This window comes from Flectobacillus longus (assembly GCF_030056705.1).
Classification (GTDB): domain Bacteria; phylum Bacteroidota; class Bacteroidia; order Cytophagales; family Spirosomataceae; genus Flectobacillus; species Flectobacillus longus.
This window is the reverse complement of sequence record NZ_JASHIC010000017.1, coordinates 67,151-90,229: the sequence shown is the minus strand read 5'-3', so window position 1 is coordinate 90,229 and position 23,079 is coordinate 67,151. Positions and strand designations below refer to the sequence as shown.

General features: G+C 38.2%; 8 protein-coding genes. 2 read left to right on the top strand and 6 right to left on the bottom strand.

From position 1 onward, the window contains the following. Window positions 1-3 precede the first annotated feature (3 nt). From QM491_RS14055 to QM491_RS14030, 6 genes are all read right to left on the bottom strand, one after another. On the bottom strand, window positions 4-1,059 hold the full coding sequence (locus QM491_RS14055) for an OmpA family protein (protein ID WP_283328119.1): 1,056 nt from the start codon (window positions 1,057-1,059) through the stop codon (window positions 4-6). Between the two features lie 130 nt (window positions 1,060-1,189). Further along, window positions 1,190-3,373 (bottom strand): fibronectin type III domain-containing protein, encoded by a 2,184-nt coding sequence (locus QM491_RS14050; RefSeq protein WP_283328118.1) that lies wholly within the window; start codon window positions 3,371-3,373, stop codon window positions 1,190-1,192. A gap of 73 nt (window positions 3,374-3,446) precedes the next feature. Beyond that, window positions 3,447-11,507: a hypothetical protein gene (locus QM491_RS14045; RefSeq protein WP_283328117.1), complete on the bottom strand. Its 8,061-nt coding sequence runs from the start codon at window positions 11,505-11,507 to the stop codon at window positions 3,447-3,449. A 19-nt stretch (window positions 11,508-11,526) separates the two neighbouring features. Next, entirely contained in the window at window positions 11,527-13,254 is a 1,728-nt protein-coding gene (locus QM491_RS14040) for a hypothetical protein (RefSeq protein ID WP_283328116.1), read from the bottom strand. Window positions 13,255-13,305: 51 nt separating this feature from the next. Further along, window positions 13,306-18,750, bottom strand: coding sequence for a PKD-like domain-containing protein (locus QM491_RS14035; RefSeq protein ID WP_283328115.1), 5,445 nt, complete (start codon window positions 18,748-18,750; stop codon window positions 13,306-13,308). A gap of 333 nt (window positions 18,751-19,083) precedes the next feature. After that, on the bottom strand, window positions 19,084-19,983 hold the full coding sequence (locus QM491_RS14030; RefSeq protein ID WP_283328114.1) for a helix-turn-helix domain-containing protein: 900 nt from the start codon (window positions 19,981-19,983) through the stop codon (window positions 19,084-19,086). Between the two features lie 230 nt (window positions 19,984-20,213). Between QM491_RS14030 and QM491_RS14025 the strand changes: the two genes are divergently transcribed. Together QM491_RS14025 and QM491_RS14020 are read left to right on the top strand one after the other, a co-directional pair. After that, the gene (locus QM491_RS14025; RefSeq protein ID WP_283328113.1) at window positions 20,214-21,929 is read left to right on the top strand and encodes a GMC oxidoreductase; all 1,716 of its coding nucleotides are present in this window, start codon (window positions 20,214-20,216) and stop codon (window positions 21,927-21,929) included. A 161-nt stretch (window positions 21,930-22,090) separates the two neighbouring features. Beyond that, entirely contained in the window at window positions 22,091-23,002 is a 912-nt protein-coding gene (locus QM491_RS14020) for a sugar phosphate isomerase/epimerase family protein (RefSeq protein WP_283328112.1), read from the top strand. The last annotated feature ends 77 nt before the right edge of the window (window positions 23,003-23,079 follow it).

Below are 23,079 nucleotides of genomic sequence, written 5' to 3'. Positions count from 1 at the left end.
GGCTTACTTACTTGATATAAAATCTTGGGGGTTCTCTATATAAATTTTGGCAACTCTTCGAGCCGCCAACGAAATTTCTGTTGCTGGACTTACAATGGTTTGAATCACCGTTTTAACTCCTTTAAGATTGTGATTGTCAAGATAAATCTGAATGACAATAGCTCTCAAATATGCCAAATAGTTATTTAGCTTTGTACTACCAATGCCATCGTGACTACCAACAATTCGTATCGTAGCGTTTTGAGTAGATTGTATTTGATTTATCAGGTCGTTTAACTGTCCTTGCGTTTCGGCGGTTAGATGATAGCTCCCTTGTTCGAATGGAATTATTAAGTCGGGTGCAGGAGTTATTATTTTAGGAACAGGTTTGGCTATTTGTTTGACAAGAGTCGGAGCAAGTAAATCTTTTCGAATGTTTGTGCTATCCGTTTTTAATTCAAAAATACGCTCCATCCCTTTGAATGAGTTATCATACAGAAACTCTTGGGTATATGCCAAATAATTATCTTTTCGTACCGATACCTCAAAGGTACAAAACATTTCGGGGAGGTACTCGATAGGTTCACCTTTTCGAGCCTTTCGGATTACTACAGCACCTGTCTTATTAAGGCGTATCGAATATTCTGCCTCTATATAATCTCCAGTATGTTGGTCTTTAGCCAAAAATTGAAAATAAGGAATACGCTTTAACGTGACAGCAATCGTATTTTTTGAAAGAATTCTGACATTGGTATTTTGTGTATTGAGAATGTCACCTTCTAGTGATTGGTTTTTTATTTCATGAAAAGATAAAAATAGATGCGAAACAAAGAATGCTTGGCTCTGAATCATGAAATAGTATTCTTTGTCATAGTCTATGGTTAAATGAAAAGTACCATCTGTAGTTTTTTGTTCCTGAATTACTTTATGGCTTCGTGATTTATCTAAGATAGAAAAAATGGCATTTTCGACAGGCATAGCAAATTCATCTATTACCCTTATTTCTAGCTGTTTAGAATTGGCAAAAGAATAGAAGCTGATGAATATTAAATAAACAAATGAAAGGATTCTTATTAACATGGCTCTTTATAAAGTAAATAACACTTCCATATTTAGCCTACTCTTAGGTAATACTACTTATTATATTAATACAAAAGATTGACAGTCAGAATGTTATTTGAACAAGTTGACTGTCAATCTTTTACGGAGCTTATTTTCTTACTTTTTCTCTATAAATCGATTTTCGTTCTTGTACTGTACTTTCGGTATTAGATTCATCTATTTTTGTCACTGTGTACACGTAAACAATATCAGATTTTACATTTTTATCCTGAAATTCAAAATTACCGCTTGCTACAGAACCTATCAATTTGAAATTTACCTCTGTTGGAAGTTTACGATAAACTTTGTATCCTTTTACTGTGCCAATCTCTACACTTGGCCAAGATACCTTAATGCTTTCGGATAAATTGGATAAACCAATACCCGAAATTCCTTCTATCTGTTTTTTCAGTTTTGGTGTTTGAACAGTTACTTCTGGTGAAAAATAGGAAGTATCTCCTTTGATAGTAACTGATGCTACACGATACAAATAGGAGTCACCTAGCTCAAAAGACTCGTCCACAAAATTAGATGTACTGAGTATCAAGTTATGAATATTTTTAAAACTTGTATCTCCTTTCTTTTTACGTTGTAACACATATCCGCCGATATAATCGTCATTGAGCCTTACGTCATTCCAGCTTAGATGTGCTTTTTCATTGATTACCTCAAAACCGATATTGCTTGGACTTTGAACAGATTCGGGTTTGGTAGGTGTGTACATCACATAAGGTGATAAGTCGCTGGTATCTTGTGTAACATTGACAGCCATGATAGCGTAATAATAAGTAGTACGCCCAGTAAGATAGCTTGTGGTGTCTAGATATGTTTTTTCTTTAACAGCCGAACGAATCGGTATCATATTTTTGGGACTTGTACCACGATATACAAAATAACTATGTCCTGCTTTTTCGTCGGCAACCTCCCATTTTAATTTAGCATTGGAGCCATCTGCCTTCACGCTCAAATTGAAAGGAGGTGTTGGTTTTGAAAACTTCCCACAAGTCATAGTTGTGGTAGCAGGTATTTCTTGTTTTAGTTCTTGAAAAGGAATAAAAATAGGACGAACAAAATATTTGAACATTTGTCCTGCCGGAAAAACATCTGTATCTACAAATTTGGAAGCCGTTATGGGCAGTATCTGAATTACTTTAGGCTCTTCATTTCCTGCTGATTTAGCAATTTCAATACCTGCATAATAGGGTTTATCAGCGAGTTTTTTCCATTGCAAAATAATAGCATTAGTCGAGTCCGTAGATTTAACACCATAGATTAATTCTACGCTACCATTATGTGCAATTACTCCACGGGTTATTTTTGAGGTATCACCAGTATTATACACAAAATCTTCTGGAATTACGATTGTTTCGACTAAATCGTCACGTTTTCCGAGCACTCGTGCAGTTAGAATATAACTACCAGTAGAATTGCTGTTAGCTACATTTTTTTCTAAAAATTGCCATTGTTTACTTCCATTTTTGCGAAAATACACACTGTAGCGAGTAGTAAAATCATCGGTCGGGTAAATAGAGAGAAGGGACTCATTCTCTAAATATATTTTCTTTACGTTAGCATAAGCACTTTCGTCGATTCGTTGAGTACTCTGATTTGATTTTGCAAGAAAGGCCTGTTCGATTTGTTCGCCAAGTTTTACTGACGCTGCCGAATTGTCGACATAAGCAGGAGAAGTAATTTTCCATTCGAAAATGACAGAAGAATCTGTTCCAATAATTTTATTAATTTGAGGTGAGTATTGTTTGAGTGCAAAATTTTTGGGATTGTTAAATACATTCAAAGTACTTATACGTTTTTCTTGTTTGTTGTCCAATACTTCTGCTACTTCATAGTCATACAATTCGTTTTTTTGGGCTGTAGAATCCAAGAAAGCAAAGCCAAAAGCTTGTAGAAATTCTATTTTAAGTTCAGAAAAAGCAGCAACAGATTTGTAAGAAGGACTACTATACAAAAAGGCCATTGTTTCGGATGCTCCATAAAATTTCTTCATTTTCTCAAAATCCTTGAGTGATTTTCTTCCGACCATACGTATAAAGTCATTGTAATCTCTAGCTAATTGCATTTGACCAACAATTTTGGAAGTGGATTCTGTAATCTTTTTTCGTTTGATGATATATTTTGATTTTCCCAAAGTAGTACCACTAATGTAATCCGTATTCAAACGAATATAGACTCCTTTGGGCGATGGCAATGCCATCGCAACCTCTTGAGATTGTGCTTGAGAAATCAGCGACAAAGACGAAGCTAAAAGAATGTATAAGTAATAAAGCTTTTTCATATTTTAAATATATTAACCCGTTGGAGTCGAAATGATTCGAGCTCCAACGGTGTTGTAACCCATTTTTTAATTGTTATTCAAAAGTTCCTGACGACCATATTGGGTCTTCGCCAAAATACACGGTGATATTGCCTGGCGTACTACTTCCTAATCGTTTATACAATACGAGATTACCATCATCTTGCATAATCAAGAATGTGTCGCGTCCACCTCTACCATTAGTACCTGATGCCCATGCAGCTCTTTCGCCACCGCGATAAGCTACCAAGTTTCCGTCTTTTTGTACATAAATACCATATACATCTTGGCGATTAGTCATTGTTGCCCATAAGGCTTTTTCGCCCTTATATACTACTACGTTACCGTCTGATTGTAACGTTAAATAGTACTTGCCATTTGTTGAGGTAATCTTGTCATTTGGTTTAAGACTTTCGCCATTTTTGACCGTGATTTTTTGGAGCTCTTCTTTTGTATATACATTTCGTGTACCTGTTGACCAAATAGCATTGTCTCCATCTTTATAAATTACCAAGTTACCATCGTCCTGCATTACAAGTACACAAGAGCTGTTTCCTTTTCCATGTGACCCTGATGCCCAAACGGCTTGTTCGCTAGCAGTATATGCCACCAAGTTGCCATCTTTTTGCATCTTTAGTGTACTTACGTTTCTACCACCTGTTCTGGTTTCCCAAATTTTTGCACCATTTTTAGTAATTACGATATTTCCATCTGATTCTACCGACAATTTGTAAATACCATTTGGAGAAGTACGAGATTCACCAGGTTTGATAGCTGTTTCGGCAGTAATGCTACCACCTGAAGAATAAGACTTGTTATTGGATGAGCCACTATTTGACCCTGGGCCAGTGCCTCCCGCAAATGCTTTCCAGCCTCTTTCGGAGTCAGGTCCTTTTTCACGGTAACTCACCCCAAACTGTCCTTCAAAACATAACTTCAAGAATCTGTCTATTTCTCCTTCTGGATATGGAACATTTATGGTAACTGGGCAGTACCATTTGCGACCGCTACAGCATGATATACACTTTTCGCCCCATTTGATACCTGTAATACTGTAATCGTTACATGGTTTATCTTGGTATTTTCCTGCGCCTATTTCGAGTTTGGCTCGACCAGCCATCAAGAAATTCCAGCCCATATCATTGGTATAACCACCGCCTAGCTCAAACATTCCTTCAAATTTACCTCCCAGATTAAAGCCTAAAATATCTGCTTTCCCTTCTGCTTCAAGTTTGGCCATACTATTAATCATGAAGTTACCATTCGCGAAGTTGACACCAGCTTTTAGGCGTCCTTTAACCAAAATCTCGATACTATATTTTACTAGATCTACACCAAAGGCACTTGCGCCACCATTTTCGCGTTTTTCGTAGCTTAAATCAACGCCTAAATATAACGCAGAAATAGTTTTATTATCACTTTGATACAAATACGAAGGAATGTCTGTCAAATATAATCCCAGTTCTTTTGGAGCGTCAGGATGCTTCGTATCGCATACAATTCCAAACAACATTCGACCATTGAGGTTCATTCCAAAAAGCTCTGCACGTACATTGGCTCCCATAAAAAAACCTGCACTTGGAGAAATAAAGGCCAAAGCATCTACTTTTACCTTTTTCTCAGACATTTCAATTTCACAATCAATTTTACAAACAATTACTGCATCACAAAAATTGACCTCGGCCGACACGTTACATATTTTCTCAGGCTTTTCTCCTTTTGAGCCAGTCCATAGTTCGGCATATCCTCGAAGTATCGGTTTGGCACCACATCGTCCTCCCACAAAATCGAGTGATAGCCTGACTTTTTTGTAAGAAACTACCTTTTCGGGTAATCCAGACGAACGGGCATCTCCAAGTAGGAATACACTAAACTTGCCTTCTGCGGTATTCCAATCGAAGCCGCCACCTAGTGCTGTCCAAGTGATTGGACCTGTAACTATCCCTGTGGCACCAGTAGACATTTTGAGAGCCGCACCAAATTCATAACCAGAGCCATCCGAAAATTTATAAAATTTTAAAGACATAGCCGCCTTGAGCTCGGCACCTTCAAACTCTCCTTCACCTTCAAAACCTACTTTTTTACCACTCGTTGCAATTTTTACTTTGGCGTAAGCTCTAAATGATGTTGCATCTATTTTGAGTGCAAACTCATTCATTCTAAACTCAAACCCTTTACCAAAATCACCGATGTACATTGATACATCTGAGTCAATGTTAATAGACTTGAAATCTAACTCAACTCCTCCTGCAAAACCCATAGCCCACTGTAGGGTGTCTGGATTGGCAGCAGCTACTTTGTCTTCGATAAACTTTAATCCTAGACCATCGACAGAAGCATCAGCTTTTGATTCTTGGTTATCTTTGCTCAAAGCCCCAACACGTTTACCATCGTCATTTACATAAGTATTGGCATCATTGAACTTGGATGAGGTATTCATGTTATTAACCTCATTTTCACTCATTTTGAGCATATCAGTCATCTGTGTCGCAGTGGTCTTCATACCACGAGTATAGACGATTCGGCGTACCTTAATAGCAAATGTTTCAAACTTCAAAGCATCTTGTAAAAGCGACGCTGATACTAAAAACTTGCCTGAAGTAGACCATGTAAATGCCTGTACTTCAATCGGGAAAAGTCTTTTTTTCCAATCAAAACCGCCAGAGGCCTTCTTAGAAGTAGTATCGCTTGATACATAGGACTTTCCAGCATCGATAGCCTCACGTTTTTGTGACTCTGTAGCATTTTTCTGTTCTTTTTCAGCCTGAACTTTGGCATCATCGGCCTTTTGTTTTTCGTCTGCTTCACGTTTTTCCTGCGCTACTTTTTCTCGTGTTTGCTCAAGTGGTACAAGCTCTGCTTTGAGCTTGGTAATTTCATTTTCTTTGGCAGTATTATCATCCTGCCATTTTTTCCAACGAGCATCTACATCCTTCTCTTTATTCTTATTAGTAGTCTCGGCATCGGATTGTGCTTTTTCTTCCTCTTTAGCTTGTTCAGAGTCACGACTGGCACCAGTATATTTTCTGGTTAGTGCAATACGTTTTACATTAAGAGCTTGTTGCTCTTTTGATAATTTGTCGTATTCGCTTGTAAGTTCGTCTTTGAGCTTGGCAAGTGTTTTGAGTTCCTCTTCGGCCTGAGTCAGTTTCTTTTTAGCATCGTCATATTTTTTATTTTCTTTATTGTTTTTGAGCGATGCCTGTTCAGCTTCAAAAGCCGCATTACCTTCATTAGCTTTTCGTAGGGCTACATTTTTGTCTATCTGATCTTGAGACAAGCGTTTCCCAAATCTATCAGTAGAGTCGTTGCTAGACGATTTGAGATCAGATTCATCCCATTCTATACGCAACGAACCATCTATCTCATAGCTCTTGTCTTTAGGATTACCTTTAATGGTGATATTCTTTTTTCCGACTGTTTTAAAGCGAAGTTTACTAAATTTGAATCCATCTTTTGGCGTACTTAAATCTACGTTAGGGAATATTTTACCTCCAATATTGGTAAATCCTAAGGCATTGATATTGACATAGTTTTCTTTATCAGTATTAAAAGTACCTCCTAAATTAAAGCCTTTGAAACCACTAAAAATTTGAACAGTATTGATATAGCACATCCAAGTGTCGGCAACGCCAAACTTTACAAATTCTTTCCTATCAGGATCTGACTTACCAATCATAATCGACTTCATCTCGAAGGCATCGCTTATCTCAAGTTTTTCAATAGTAAGCGGAGTGCTATTCGTAAATCTCCATATTTCGGGAAATAAAATTACCCCTTTCATACTTACCCCCGACTTTTTGAGTACGGCTGATTCGGGATCAATACCAGCCGAAACAAGACCTCCTAAACCAAGAGTAAACTTTAAGTAATCGTCATGTTTGAGCTTTTTGGCTTCTTTTGAGGCCGAAGTATCTTTTTTAGCTCCTATTTTTTTGATTTCACCTACTTTAGAAGCTTCAGGAAATATAATTTTGTATTCCTTAGTTTCTGATAGTTCGTCGAGTGCTATAGGTGCAAAAGCCAACAATAATGGTTCTTTGTCAGGAACAGCCGTTACTTCTTTTGGATTAAGCCCTTTGAGCTCTTTGGCAGCATTATCGCGCGCTTCTTGACTAGACGATTTAGCAGCGATTACGTCTTGTAATACTGCTTTGTTGGCATCATCAACTTTGCTTTTAATTTGCTTTTCAAGGTCTTTTCGCTCGGCAGCATCTTTTTCACGCTTACCTGCATCTTTATCAGAAAGTTTGTTATCAAATTTGCCCAATTTAGCATCTTTAGAATCATCTTTTTTGAGTTCTAATTCCATCTTTCCGAATGTAACCCCCATCATTTCGGTTCGGGTAAACTCCATGGTAGATGCTCCAATTTTACCATTACTGCTCAAGCTAGTAGACTTATTATCAGCTTGTTGTAGTCGGATGTAGGGTTCGCCGATAGGATTTCCTGTCAACAAAATTGGCGCATAACCAAAAAGCTTGATTTTGGCTTCGGTTTCTACAAAGTCAATTTTGTTTTGTGTGATAATCGCATTCGTTTTATTGGTATCTTCTTTAACGATAATATTTTTGAAAGTAAGTGTTTTTGTATCACCAGCTTTGAACGCATTCTTTGATTTTTCAAGCTTTCCTTTATCGAGCAATACATTACCCGAAATCATATAGGTATTATTAGAATGCTTGACAATATTATCGATAGAGATACTAAAGTTCATGAGGGTTTTGAACTTTGGTAATTCTTTATCTTGTGCCATCATATAAAATGCCCTTGTATTGTTGCCGCTGTGCTGATTCACAATTGCAGCCGTAAAGGCATGTTTTATGGTATTGAAGTTCGTTTTGGTAAATTCCATTTCGATGTCTTCACCTTTTGGAACTCGCAATTTAAATTTACCCTCGGCATCAGTTTTGATTTTACTTCCATTTACTGATACTTCTACCTCTGCTAGGCCTTTGTATTTGTCTCCTGCTTTACGACCATTTTCACGGACTCCCGCAATGTAAAATGTACTATCATATACAGCTCCATTGAAGTAGATGGCAGGTTTGAGGCGCACTTTTACCAAAACTGTATCACCTTTAACATATCTTTTGGGTAATGGAAGACTTATTTCTTCTTCAACAAATCCATTGAAAGCCACTGTGGTATCGTTGTTCATTACCTTCTTATTGGTGACTTTGATTGTTAACTCACTTTTAGAAGTAGTCGTTAGATATCCACCTGACCAGATTTCTTTATCACCATCTTTTTTGATAAACTTGGCTGCAGAAATATCACGGTCACCATCTTCTATGTTAAGAATAGCACTAACAGCCACAGCAGAATCACTTTGAGAACGCAAGCCCAAAGTCCCTATTTTATTAGTATAGGCTACTACTCGATAGGTAGTTTTATTTTCGAGCTTAATAGAGTCAACTTCATAGTAATTCACGCCAACGAGATTGGCTTTTGAGAAATTATCTGTATAAAAGTTTTCACGTTGTGTTTTATCGGTAATGGCTTTTATTTTAGTTAGAAGGTTATTTTTAGCTTCATCTAAATCCTTTCCTTCAATTTTTGATTTCTTGAACTTACTAGTATTAGCATAAGCCACATCATAGCCGTCAAACTCAACTTTTACGGAATCTGTCATTTCAGAACCTGCAAAACTTATACTGAAATAGCCATTTTCGTTTGTCTTGGCGGATTGTGATTTATAGGAAACAGTAGCCCCGCTAAGGATTTTTTTGTCACGTCCAAATACGCGTCCTTCTAAATAATGTGCGTCTCCGTCTAGCGTTAAGTTTTGTTGTATGTCTTTATTCTCATAAATAGAAGATTTGGAAACTACATTAAACGTTAATAAAGGATCAATAGCTTTTACGGACAAAGAAACACCTTTGACAATATTTAACTTTGGAACATTGAGAGTAACCCCGCCAGTTTTGATCGAAAAATCTATTACTTGAGGTATCTCTATTTCATAAAAGCCTTCATGATTTGTTCGAGCAGAGATATTAAATAACTGTACTGAGGCATTTGCAATACGCTCAAGTTTTTCTCCTATTTTTCGCTCTACATAGCCACTAATGACGTTGGCAGGGACTTTGTAAGCAAAATAGTCTGTAACAGCTAAGTACTTTCCTTCTTGAAAATCAGTAATATCATTCACAGGGAACACTACTGCTTTTCTATCCTTATGTTTGACACGAAGCACAAACTTATCGTTGTACGCTTTATTGTTAAAAATCTGTGCCAAGGTCGTTGTACTCAAAAACTCGCCTACTTTTACATAAGTATCTTTGTTGTAGGTCAGAGAAGAACGTTCACCTTTAAGATTGCCCTCATGCTGTAGATATGAGTTCTTGTCTACGACAGATTTTAGGCGATAAAGTGCAATTTCTTCAATGGTGTTATTCTGAATAGTTTCGCCTGAGGGTAGGCTATTGTTGCCGATGAGCACTTTAGGCATAAAACGAACCGAATTGGCAAGTAATACCATTTCAGAAGCAGTTTTTGTGCCTGTCTCCTCAGCACCTACGGCGAGCTTAACAATGGCAGGAGCAAAGTTTTCACCCTGAAATTCGGCAACGAGATATAGATTTTTTACCTCAGATAATAATTTTACACCAAGTGCATCAAAAGTATATTGTCCTTGTGCGTTGGTTTGTGCTGTGGCAATACGTTCGGCATTAGCATTTTTAAGATTCGCTAATGTTAGCTCTACAGGAGAGTTATACAGAGTAACAATGGCTTTTTCGAGTGGATACTTTGTGCTTGCTGGGCTCGTTGATTCAAGTGTTTCCTGCTGAGACTTTCTAATGGGAGTATTTTCTTCATTATTTGCTTCTAATACAGTGCCTGTTGTACTAAGGTTTTGCTCAGAAGCTCTAAAAGCCCACAATATATTCCCTTTTAATATCAGTTTTTCTTGTTTAATTGCCTCAGGAGACTTTGTCAAATCGATTGGCTCGGAGGTAGCACGATTTCCCTGATTATCAATTCCAGTTACGCGCATTTCATAGCTTTTTTCAGGAGCTATATTGTTGATTAAAAAGGTATTGTATAACCCACCTGTCGAAGCTGCTACATCTACATTTTTCCAATCTTTGGAGTTTTTTTCACGAAATTCAACTGTGAAGTTTTTGTGGGCATTGTCTCCTTTCCAGTTGAAAGCAGCCCCTTTAAAATCGTCTGTCCAAGCTATTTGTAAATTGGTTGGAGGGTTGAGCTTTACAGCTTCTCCATAAGTAAAATATTGAATTTCGCTATAACCATTGTTTCTAAAAACGCCTACATCTTCGCTACCACGCTTGGCAATAGCCTGCACACGGTACGCATAAGTGCGCCCTACTACCAATGGAGGCATAGTCGCATTATAGTTTAGAACAGTATTACGAGTGCGAGTTTGATAGTAAGCAGGTTGTGACAAAAATAAGTTTTGAACATTTCCTTGAAAACCACTATTCAACATCAAATCAGTAAGAGTAAACTCATATTCTACGTCGTTTACATTGTTGTGGCGTGGTGCCCACTGAAAATTGATATTTTGAGGGTTGGTTGGCGTTATGCTAATCTGATTTTGTGGCATTACCCAAACAGGAGGTTCGTTGACAACCAACCAAACGGGTGTGCTCCACTGAATACCCGAAATAGGACGATTGGTTTGAAAGTCAATAATCTCGACACCAAAACGAAAAGCCCCCTCGTTGAACGGCTTGCGGTATTGCTCGGGTGTTATTTTGAGGTTGTATTGCTTAAAATAATTGGCTACCTGAGGCGAGGGAATGTTATATACCTGCCCTTCGACAAGTGTAATGGAAGGTTCACCTTGTACAAAATCGGTACTTTGAATCAAAAAGCCTTGCCCTTCGATGTAAACTCGAATACGAAAAGCACGAGAAGCAATACTCTTATCGTTCATTTGAACCTGAATAGACAGGTTTGTTTGTGCAGGGTTGCTAAAATCAGAGAGATATACGGGATAAGGTGGGAGCTGAGTAAATCTGGCAACCACTGGAAAATATTGTTGAGCTACACCTTGTAACTGTCCCGCAACAAGCAACAAAATCAGTACGATTAACTGTTTGAAACGTACCGAGAATTGATATGTATGTAGGCCTAGTTTAGCCATGTCTTTCAGTATTAGTTAGTTAAAAAGAATAAGAATACCCGATGTTACCGTTGAGGAATGTAGAGGATTGGTTTTTGACTACACTCGAACTCAAATTGAGATTATGTCCTTTGGCTGGTGACCAATTAGCCATGAGCATAATATTCATGACGCTAAAAGAATTACTTTGCTCGTTGGTCTTACTTTGGGTGGTTAGTGCCGAAAAGCTCAAATTGGTATTGATTTTTTCGATGAAAGTTTTCCGTATGGCCACCGTTGGTCCAAATCCTCTAAGCGAACTATTATAAAACTCGTTGCCGAAATAGTTGACACCTAAGTTGATAGCCGCTTTTTGCTTAGTAAAATTTATGTTATAACTGGCTGTACTGGTGACTACGTGACTTTGACTAGTAGAATCTACGGTGTTGTCTCGTTTGTTTCTTGAGTTGAGATAACTAGCATTGAAGGTCAAGGTTGTTTCCTTGGTTTCGGTTTTTTTGAGCTGTTTGATTAGGTTATAACCAATCGTTTGCGAAATCAATGAAAACCGAAGCGAGTCGAGCGGCTGTCCTGGTACTCTGGTAATGTTATTGTAGATGGTATTGACAAAGCGATAAGATTGGAAGTTAGAAAAATTAAGTCCCATCGACAAACCATTTTCTAAGCGAAAATTTGCATTCATAGCGCCAATAAATCTACTTTGCTTACTAGCTTTTGTATTCTGCAAATCGTCACGTTGAAGACCTACATTACCACTTATATTGAGTTTATTTTGAAGTAGGTTTTGGGTGACCATCAATGTATAATTTTCTAGGTCATTGACAAAATAATATCCTCCTAGGGTTGTATAATTGGGGTCTATACGCTCATATCCTAATCCCAAAATAGTGCTAGTTTGGGCGATATTATAATTTAGATTTGATTTGAAAGCGTGATACGACTCAGTAGTTGCATTGTTTTTATGAAAAATGCCTGCCAGTGATTTGATAGAATAAGATGCGTATTCGCCGCCTTGATCTTTAGTCACAACACTATTGGCATAATCCATTACAATTTGGAGTTTATGAAAAAGCGTTGTGCTGAAGTTTAAGCCCATCACCAAATTATCTTTGGGATTAATCACACTGTTTTGATAATAGCGTTTATCCTCAGGAATCGAATTAGCCACATCATAAGCCTTGAACATGGTAGTTCCGATGGTGAACTTTCCAGGATTATATTCAACTTTATAACCATACCCCATACGCTCGAAAGTTGGCCCTGTGGTAGTGGTATCTGTGAACTGCCCTCTGAGTAGTCGCCCACCCATCAATTGAATTTTCCAGTTGGTAGGTGTAAGCTCCAAGCCACCGCCTACAAACTGATGCCCATTGAGCGTGTAAGGCGAGAAAGTCATATAGTTGGTGCCAATATGAGCTGTTATCCATTTGTAAGTTGGGTTAAAGCTCAATTGATTGAAAGAATAGCCTTGAGAGAGACTAATATTTCTGTTGGAGTAATTCAATATTACGGGTACATTGACAGTACCTAAAATATTGAAGTTTAGAGTTCCCGAAAGGAAATAATTAAACGGAGAATCATTGTTAGGTAAGCCTGCGCTGAATATTCCACTGGCAGTAAGCCCCCCCGAAACTACTAGAGGTTTGGCTTTGGCAATGTTTTCAATATCAACATTTTGGGCCCTTATCGGAAGGCTTAGTATGGCACAAAAGAACACGACTATGTAGCCAATCCTCTGTAAATGTGTTATATAGTAAAAGTGTGACATATCATTAAAATCTTTACATGGAGAGATATATAAAATCTGTGTTGGGAAGTCCTAGCGATAAATCAATACCTTTTTAGTGATTTTCTTATCGCCACTTGTCAGAGTGATAAAATACACCTGCTCTGTTTCGTTTTCTGGAATTTCAACTACCAGAGATTTCGAATCGTTTTCGCTGTAAGATTTCTGATACAAAATACCCTTCGTTGCAGATTGCACACTAACATCGAAAGCTCTCTTTTCTACATTTTCAATACTCAAGGTAACTTTGTTGCCTGAGGTTGGATTTCCCATAATGGTAAAATCCATTTCAGGTTGTGTTGCTGTTGGAGCAGGGAAGCTTCCATCATTAGCTTTCTCAATAATTTGAATCTCTTTGGTAAGTGTGTACACACAGTTATTAATCGTAGCTAATTCTTTTACCTTGAATTTGCCTACCTGAGGGAATGTCAGTTTGATACTGTAGGCATCTTGAGAAACAAGCTTTGCACTAGTTGGATATTCCCAAGCAATGGTTGTTGGTGTTGGGTTAGTCAAATCAATGGCTACAACTGCCTTGTCTACTGGTGCTGAGCTAGGCATGGCAAAAAGAATATTGATATTCTTGATTGGAATAACTTTGATCTGCTGAACGCCCCCACAACTGTTTTCATCCAAAACTTGTATGGTATATGTACCAAGGCTATCTGCTTTGATTGATGCTGTAGATTGAGTTTTTCCATCTGGATAAGTCCATAAATAGGTTTTACCCCAAGGTACAGACGACGCACTAAGGTCAAATGATTTTGAAGGACAAACCTCAACCTGAACAGCTAAGCCAATAACACGAGGGTCTGGACTAGTCATAGTAATATTATCACTTTTGATTTGGCATCCTTTTGCATCAGTAATCATCAATTGGGTGGTTCCTCCTGCACAAACATTGAGAGGATTAGCAATTGTCGAGTTGATACCTGACCATGTGTATTGGTAAGGGGCAATACCGCCTTCTACCGTTGATTTAAGCAGGGCATCGCAACGTCCAAAGCAGGTTGACGGCTGGTAAGAAGTAGTCATTTTGTAGCGACTGATACTATCTTGAACCGTTGCTTGAACTGTTGTTACACAGCCCGATTTATCTGTTACAGTGGCTACATATACGCCTGAAGCAAGTTTATTGATACTGGCTGTTGTTTGGCTTGTTTTGTCCCAAGTATAACTGTAAGGACTGCGACCACCAGTAGCTAAAATCTGTACTTCCCCAAGTGGAGTCGATGCACAATAGTTGGCAATGGTCCGACGTACAGACGTTACTAATTGTGTTGGTTCACCCAATATGAAGGTTTGTTTTTCAGAAATTCCGTTGCTATCTAATACTGTTACTTGATAAGTTCCTTTATCTAGTTTAGATAAGTCTAAGGTATTACTTGAAATCGTTTGTGCTTGTCCATTTACCACACGTTGCCAGTTTACCTGATAAAAAGGTGTAGTTGGTAATTGAACACCACCTGTAACAGTCAAAGTAATTTTTGCATCGGCTTTTCCGAAACAGGTAATAGAATCTATTTTTGAAGTAATAGATATTTTATCGGGAGCTACAATCTTTTGTGTAAGTATGGCATTACAAAGATTTTTATCTGTAGCTTTCACTTGATATTCTCCTGTACCAAGGGCACTCAATTGAGAATTAATACCATCTTCGGCTATAGTAGTTTGGATGTTAGAGTTCAAAATAGTACTTGGCAAAAGTGACCATTCAACTCCATAAGGCTGTGTGCCTCCCGAAATCTTAACAGAGATTGCACCATCATTTGAGCTAAAAGATTTTGGTCTAACGGTCTTTTGCAAGGTAACTTTTAGCTGTGTTGGCTCTTGAATTTGCAAAGTGGTATTGGGCAACACTGTACATCCTTTAGCGTCAATTACTTTTACTGTGTAAGACCCTTTATCTAAATTTTCAACTGTAGTAGCTCCACCTCCAAATGCCACTGGTGTAGCCTGATTAAGAACATATTGAAAACCACCATAGTCACTTGTTCCAGACAAAGTAATTTTACCATTTTTTTGCCCGAAACAGACCACATCGCTAGCACTTGCTGTGCCCGTTGGTTCGCTGGGTCTGTCTACAGGTACAGCACCTTGAACCTTACAACCAATACGGTCTGTAATGGTATAGTTATAAAGTCCTGCGGGTAAATCAACAATTCTGCTGAAGTTATTATTATTGTAGTTAGTCCATACAATAGAAAAGGGCGCTCCTGCTCCTCCCGACGGATTTATTTCAACAGCACCATCTTTGTCGCCAAAGCAAGTTACTCTTCCTGCTATAGCAGCCACATTAATTTGTCCGTATTGGACATGAGTAATACCGTTGCTCAAGTCTGATTTACAACTTAAGTTTTCGCATTGAGCATTAAAAGTGGCAGTACTCGAAGAGGTATGTGTTTGACCTTGAGCTACTTCAATATTATTGGCAAACCAGTGTACAATACCCCCATCACAGCCAGTAGCAGACAAGATAAATTGTTCGCCAACACATAAACCACTAGGTTTATTAGTAGAAATAGTTGGAGCAACGATGGTTTTTACTTGTAGGTTTACTTCATTGCTCATCAATGCACCACATGGACCCGTAATCTCGACTTTATATTTTTCACCATCATTGAATGAAAGTGTTGAAAATGTATAAGTACTAGCTGTAGCACCATCAATTTTTACGCCATTTTTATACCACTGATATCCAGTGATTGTACCTGTCGCATTCACAGAAAACGTCGCATTCGTACTAACACACACGCTCGCCTCTTGTGGCTGTTGAGTAATCACCATTGGTCTATTAACAGTAAGTAAAGCTTCATCACCATTAACAGAACTTGAAGTACAAACACCTTGACCAAAAACAATAACACGATATGCCCCTGCGTCGCAGTCGGCACAATCAATATTTTTGGTATAGCTTGCGTTTGTTGCACCAACAATATTTACGCCTTTAAATTGCCACTGATAAGCTCCAGCGTTGCTAGCAGTAACACTGAAAGTTACTGACTCACCTACGCACTTGGTAGCTGTCAATGGCTGTTGAGTAATAATAGGTGTAGGGGTTACATTTATGAGAACTTCATTACTAATAACATTTCCACAAAGGCCTTTTACTTCGACCTTAAATTTATCGCCATTGGCACCCCCTACCACACTATACGTGCTATCAGTAGCGCCAGTAATAGCGATTCCATTTTTGTACCATTGGAATCCTGTAATATCTCCAATTGCCTTTACTCTAAAAGTAGCTGTGCTGCCGCTACATACATTTTGTTCGGTTGGTTGTGATGAAATTGATACAGGTATATTTACCACCAAATTAGCAGGGTCACTTAAAATGCTTCTTGCAGCTCGACCGCCACATGCACCTGAACCAAATACTTTAACCTTATATGTTCCCTCATTACAAGATTTACAAAGATTTGAAATTGTATAGGAAGAGCCTGTTGCACCACTAATATTGACATCATTTTTTATCCATTGATACGAACCTGCATTAGTAGCACTCACACTAAAGGTATAGCTCTCGCCTTCACATTTTGTAGCGCCTACAATCTGTGTGGTAATGGCTGGTAATGGCTTAATAGAAAGAGTTACCTCATTAGTAGTGACACTGTTACAATACCCTATTACTTTTCCTGAATATTTACTGCCATTATCTGCAAGCTGTGCAGTAAAATTGAACATTACGGAGGTTTGTCCATCTATAAGTACCCCATTTTTGTACCATTCAAATCCAGTAATACTTCCTGAGGCTGAAAGTGCTAAATAAACAGTTGAGCCTTCACAAACTTCTGGGTATGAAAGTGTCCCTGCTAAAGATATAGGGCTTTTTAGGTCAAGATTAACTTCGCTACTCGTAATGGTGTTGCTTGCACATGCTCCTGTTCCATATACGTTTACTTTGTAATTACCAGCATCTCCGCATGAAAGACATAGACTTGCTATCGAATAAGAAGCGTTTGTTGCCCCACTAATCGGTACATTATTGCGTATCCACTGGTACCCTCCTGCATTACTAGCAGTAACATTAAAGGTATATGAGTCACCAACACATTTGGTTGCACCAACTGGGTTAACAGAAATACTTGGTTTGGCGCTAACATTCAAGGTAGCTTCGGTACTGGTTTCATCTCCACAAATACCTTTTACGACTACGGTATATTTATCGCCATTCATTGAAGTTTGAGCCGTGATGCCATAAGTCGATGATGTTGCTCCTGTTAAAATTGCTCCATTTTTATACCATTGATAACCCGTAACATCGCCAGTAGCTGTTACACTAAAAGTAACAGAACTACCTTCACATACAGTTTGGCTTGAAGGGTCACTTGTAATATCTATGGGAAGTTTTACAACTAGACTAGTAGGAGAACTCGTTACACTTTCGGAAGCGCAGGCTCCTGTACCAAAAACTTCTACTTTATAGGTTCCTGCATCACATATATTACATATACTTGGAATAGTATGTGATGCATTGTTAGCACCACTAATATCTGCATCATTCAATATCCACTGGTATCCACCTGCATTACTAGCAGTAACGCTAAAAGTATAGGTGTCGCCAACGCATTTGGTAGCACCAACTGGGTTAACAGAAATACTTGGTTTGGCATCTACATTCAAAGTAGCTTCGGTACTGGTTTCATCTCCACAAATACCTTTTACTACTACGGTATATTTATCACCATTCATCGAGGTCTGAGCTGTGATGCTATAAGTCGATGATGTTGCTCCTGTTAGAATTGCTCCGTTTTTATACCATTGATAACCCGTAATATTGCCAGTAGCTGTTGCACTGAATGTTACTGGAGTACCTTCGCAGACGGTTTGGCTATTAGGATTCCCTGTAATGTCAACGGGAATCTTTACAATCAAATCTGCACCTGAGCTGGTCACATGCTGACTTGCGCAAACGCCAGTACCAAATACGTCTACTTTGTAGTTTCCTGCATCACATATATCACAAATACTTGGGATAGTGTGCGTAGAGTTGGTAGCGCCACTAATATCTGCATCGTCCAATGTCCACTGATACCCTCCTGCATTGCTAGCAGTTACATTAAAGGTATAGGTTTCGCCAACACATTTGGTAGCACCAACTGGATTGATAGATATAGCTGGTAAACTGGTAACTGTTAGCGTTACTTCTTCACTAGTATCGTCGCCACAAGAGCTTTTGACGATTACTTTAAACTTATCGCCATTATTAGCAGTTTGAGCCGTAATAGTATAAGAATCTGAAGTTGCACCACTAATCATAGAACCATTACGGTACCATTGGTATCCAGTAATACTCCCAGTAGCCATAATATCAAAGGTTACTATGTCCCCTTGACAAACGTTAGCCAAAACTGGTTCGGTTGTGATGGAAGCTGGTGTACAAGGAACTTGAGCAAATGATGAAATGCTCATAAGTAAGTTCCAGAACATTGCCATAATGAATACACCAATACATTGAAACTGTCGAAGTTTAATCATATTTATTTGTAAGAAGTTGTTCTACTTAGGTCAACCATAACAGCAAGAGCAGAGATAGTAACTCCTCATTTGTTGGTTACAGTTGTAAATAAAATATACTTATTATCTATAAAATGACACTTTCTGCATGAATGGGTAGTTTTGTTGAACAGGTGGGGAGATTTATTGCATGAAGCAATTTGGCAAAAGCGTTAATCAAAACTTATTTTGATTGGTAACCCGAAGAGATAAACATAGGTATGATAAATCAAAAAGTCACATACTTTCTGCTAACTATTCCAAGTATATGACTTCCGATGATGACTAAATCTAACTATTCACTTTTATACAAGATTAACGATATTCTATCTGTTTTATCTTGGCTTGATCTTCCCCTACCGATTTACGATAATTAATCGGCGAGGTATCTGTATTCTTTTTAAAAAGTCTCGAAAAATAAAACTCATCATCAAAACCCAAAGAATAGGCTATTTCTTTCACAGATTTATCCGTCAAATACAATTCACGTTTGGCCTCCATCATCAAACGCTCCTGAATCAAATCCGATGGTGTTCGGTCAAAATACTTTTTGGTTAGTTTTCCCAATGTCTTCAAGCTCACATTCAACTTGTCGGCATAAATACTTGGAGAGTGTTCTTTGACAAAAAACTCCTCTATCATCGTTTTGTATTTTTGCAAAATCGAATGGTCGGGATTACTATTCTGAGCTATTTGGTCTTCTACCTGAGTTTGATTTTGGGCTTTATAACGAGTAGTATGAATCAAGAATATTTTCAAATACGATAAAAGCAAATCATTTTGTGCCAATTCTTCGTGGCTTGATTCGTCTTTCATTTGTTTAAATACGCTTTCCAATACTACACTTTGCTCATTGGTAAGCTCTACAAACGGTGGAGCAAAAAGGTTATTAAATAAAACACCATTACAGGAAACTTCTTTTTGGTGTTTGAGAATACAAAAAAAATCAGGATGAAAATGTAATACTTTCATAGGACTACTTTCCTCATTTTTCTTCATCAAAAAAGGCTGAAAAGGACTAAAGAAGAGTACCGCAGGTGCTGATACGTGATAAATAGACAAGTCTGCCTTCAACTCAACAGAACCTTCCTGAAGACAAACTACCGTAAAATAGGGTAATCTTGTAAGTGTCGAAAAAAGAGCTTGATTACTCTCTCCAATACTAAACAATCTTTCGGTACTATCGGGGCGGGTAATGACAAATTCAGCATTCATATAGTAAAAATTCGAATCGAGTGTTGAGGATGGTTTGAGATAAAATTCTAACGCCAAATTACGAAATGCAGTTCATAGTCTCCAAATTAGCTTGAGATAAAACAGACCTCTAATTTTGAAACCCTACAACAAAGGACATACAGAGCGGTAAAAATCAGGAAGTTTTGGCTTTTGGTATTTAGAAAATCATTGACCAATAATTTATACTCAAAAACGCAACACTTTGATTTATGAGCTATTTTAATATTGATTCCATAAAAGAACGAACTTTCGATGCCATCGTTATTGGTTCGGGTATAAGTGGTGGTTGGGCAGCCAAAGAACTAACCCAAAAAGGCTTAAAAACGCTTGTGCTTGAACGTGGGCGTGATGTCAAACACGTAGTCGATTATCCTACTACACTCAAAAACCCTTGGGAGTTTGAACACCTTGGTACTGTTCCGCAAGACATCAAAAAAGATTACCAGATTGCCAGTAATCACTATATTTTTAGCGAAAGCACGCTTCATTTTTTAGTTCGTGACGACGAGCAACCTTATATTCAAGACAAACCTTATTCTTGGATACGGGGCTACCAAGTTGGCGGACGTTCATTACTCTGGGCACGCCAAACCCAGCGCTGGAGCGATTTTGACTTTGAAGGCCCCGCTCGTGATGGTTTTGCTGTAGATTGGCCAATTCGTTATAAAGACTTAGCGCCTTGGTATAGTTATGTCGAAAAATTTGCAGGTATTACAGGTAATAAAGATGGACTGGATTATCTGCCCGATGGAGAATTTTTGCCACCTCACGAAATGTCTTGTGTCGAGAAACATTTTAAACAAGTTGTGTCACAAAATTACACCAATCGCCATGTGATTATTGGGCGAGCTGCACATATTACTGAGCCAAAACCTATTCATCTTCAACAAGGTAGAGCCAAATGTCAAAACCGTGTGATATGCGAACGAGGCTGTCCTTATGGAGGCTATTTTAGTAGTAACTCTTCTACTTTACCTTGGGCTGAGAAAACAGGTAAAATGACTCTTAGACCACATTCGGTAGTGCATTCTATTATATATGATGAGCAAAAAGGCAAGGCTACAGGTGTAAGAGTGGTAGATGTCAATACCAAAGAAATGATTGAGTTTTATGCCAAAATCATTTTTGTGAATGCCTCTACGCTCAACAGTAATATGATTCTGCTGAATTCTACCTCACACCGCTTTCCAAATGGTTTGGGTAATGACAATGATATCTTAGGACGATATATAGCTTTTCATACAAGTCGCGGACGTATTTCGGCAGAGTATGATGGTATGCTAGACTCCACTACCGATGGGCGCTGTCCAAATATTAGCTATATTCCTCGTTTTCGAAATGTTTATAAACAAGAAACCGATTTTCTTCGTGGTTATGCGGCTGGTTTTACTGCGTCACGCTCGCCCATGCAGGATTTTCCTAACGAACTAGGCGAATCACTTAAATCGCATCTCAATCAACAGCAACTAGGACCTTGGTCGATTGGCTCGCACATGATGGGCGAAACCATTCCTAAACATGAAAGTACCGTCAGACTTGATGCGACGTTAAAGGATAAATATGGAATTCCTCAATTAAGAGCATCTGTTCCTTTTGATGATAATGATGACAAAATGTTAAAGGATTTTCATGAGCAATTAGGAGAAATGTATCGTAAAGCAGGTTTTACCAATATCAAACTCATCGATACGCAACGCCTACCGGGCAACGAAAATCATGAAATGGGGGGAATTCGTATGGGGAAAGATGCCAAAACCTCCATGCTCAATGCTTGGAACCAATTGCATCATTGCAAAAATGTATTTGTTACCGATGGTGCTTGTATGACTTCTACAGCTACACAAAACCCATCTTTGACTTATATGGCACTTACGGCACGAGCCGCAGATTATGCAGTAAAACAGTTAAAAGCCTTGAAATTGTGAGTTGGCAATATACCGTAAGCTCTGAGCTTGTGGATAAAATAGAATTTAGCATTCAGCTTTTGGCTATGGGCATTCAGCAAAAATATAACTGTGATTCTTTAGCAATATTTGCTTAATGCCTACGGCTTATAGCCTCAAGCACATTACTTACTTCTTGATACATGAAAAGACGTCATTTTATTAAATATACAAGCGCAGGGCTCTTAACTATTGTAGGGGCTCAGCAAGTCGTAGCACAAAAAAAATATGTGCCCAAACTAGCATTTTCGACCTTAGGTTGTCCTGATTGGTCTTTTGAAAAAACGCTAGAAATTGCTGTACAAAATGGGTATCAAGGCATAGAGTTGCGAGGAATTCAAAAGGATATGGATTTAACAGTTTCTCCATTGTTCAATAGTCCTAGCAATATTCAAAATACACTCAATCTTTGTAAAAAAGCAGGAATCTCTATTGTTGACTTGGGCTCATCTACCAATTTACATTGGGTGGATACACAAAAACGAAAAAGCAATTTGGACGAAGCAAAGAGATTTATCGACTTGGCGGCAGCTTTAAACTGTCCTTATATTCGAGTATTTCCGAATGATTTTCCGAAAGAGCAAAGTCGAGAGCAAACACTTCAAGCCATGATTGAAAACTTGGTCACTTTGGGAGACTATGCCAAGAATACTTCCGTAAAGGTATTGCTCGAAACCCATGGACAGCTCGTATATGTTGCTGATATTTTACACGTAATCCAAACAGCAAATCATCCACAAGTAGGTTTGATTTGGGATTTTTATAATATGTGGTCAGTCACCAAAGAAAGTCCTTCGGAAGTATATCCCCAATTAGCACCATATATCAAGCACGTACATTTGAAAGATGCCATTACTCAAAATGGGAAAGAAAAATATGTATTGTTCGGAGAAGGTACGGCTCCCGTACAAGAGGTATTACAACTTTTGAAAAAAGGAAATTATCAGGGGTATTACAGTTTTGAATGGGAAAAGCGCTGGCATCCTGAAATCCAAGAACCAGAAATAGCGATTCCTCATTTTAGTAAAACCATAAGAAAGAAGCTGAATGATTAATGGATAGCATGAGTCATCCCAAATGTTAGCATCAGTTTTTTTGATATTACTCAAGATGACTCATTTTTAGAAGTAAA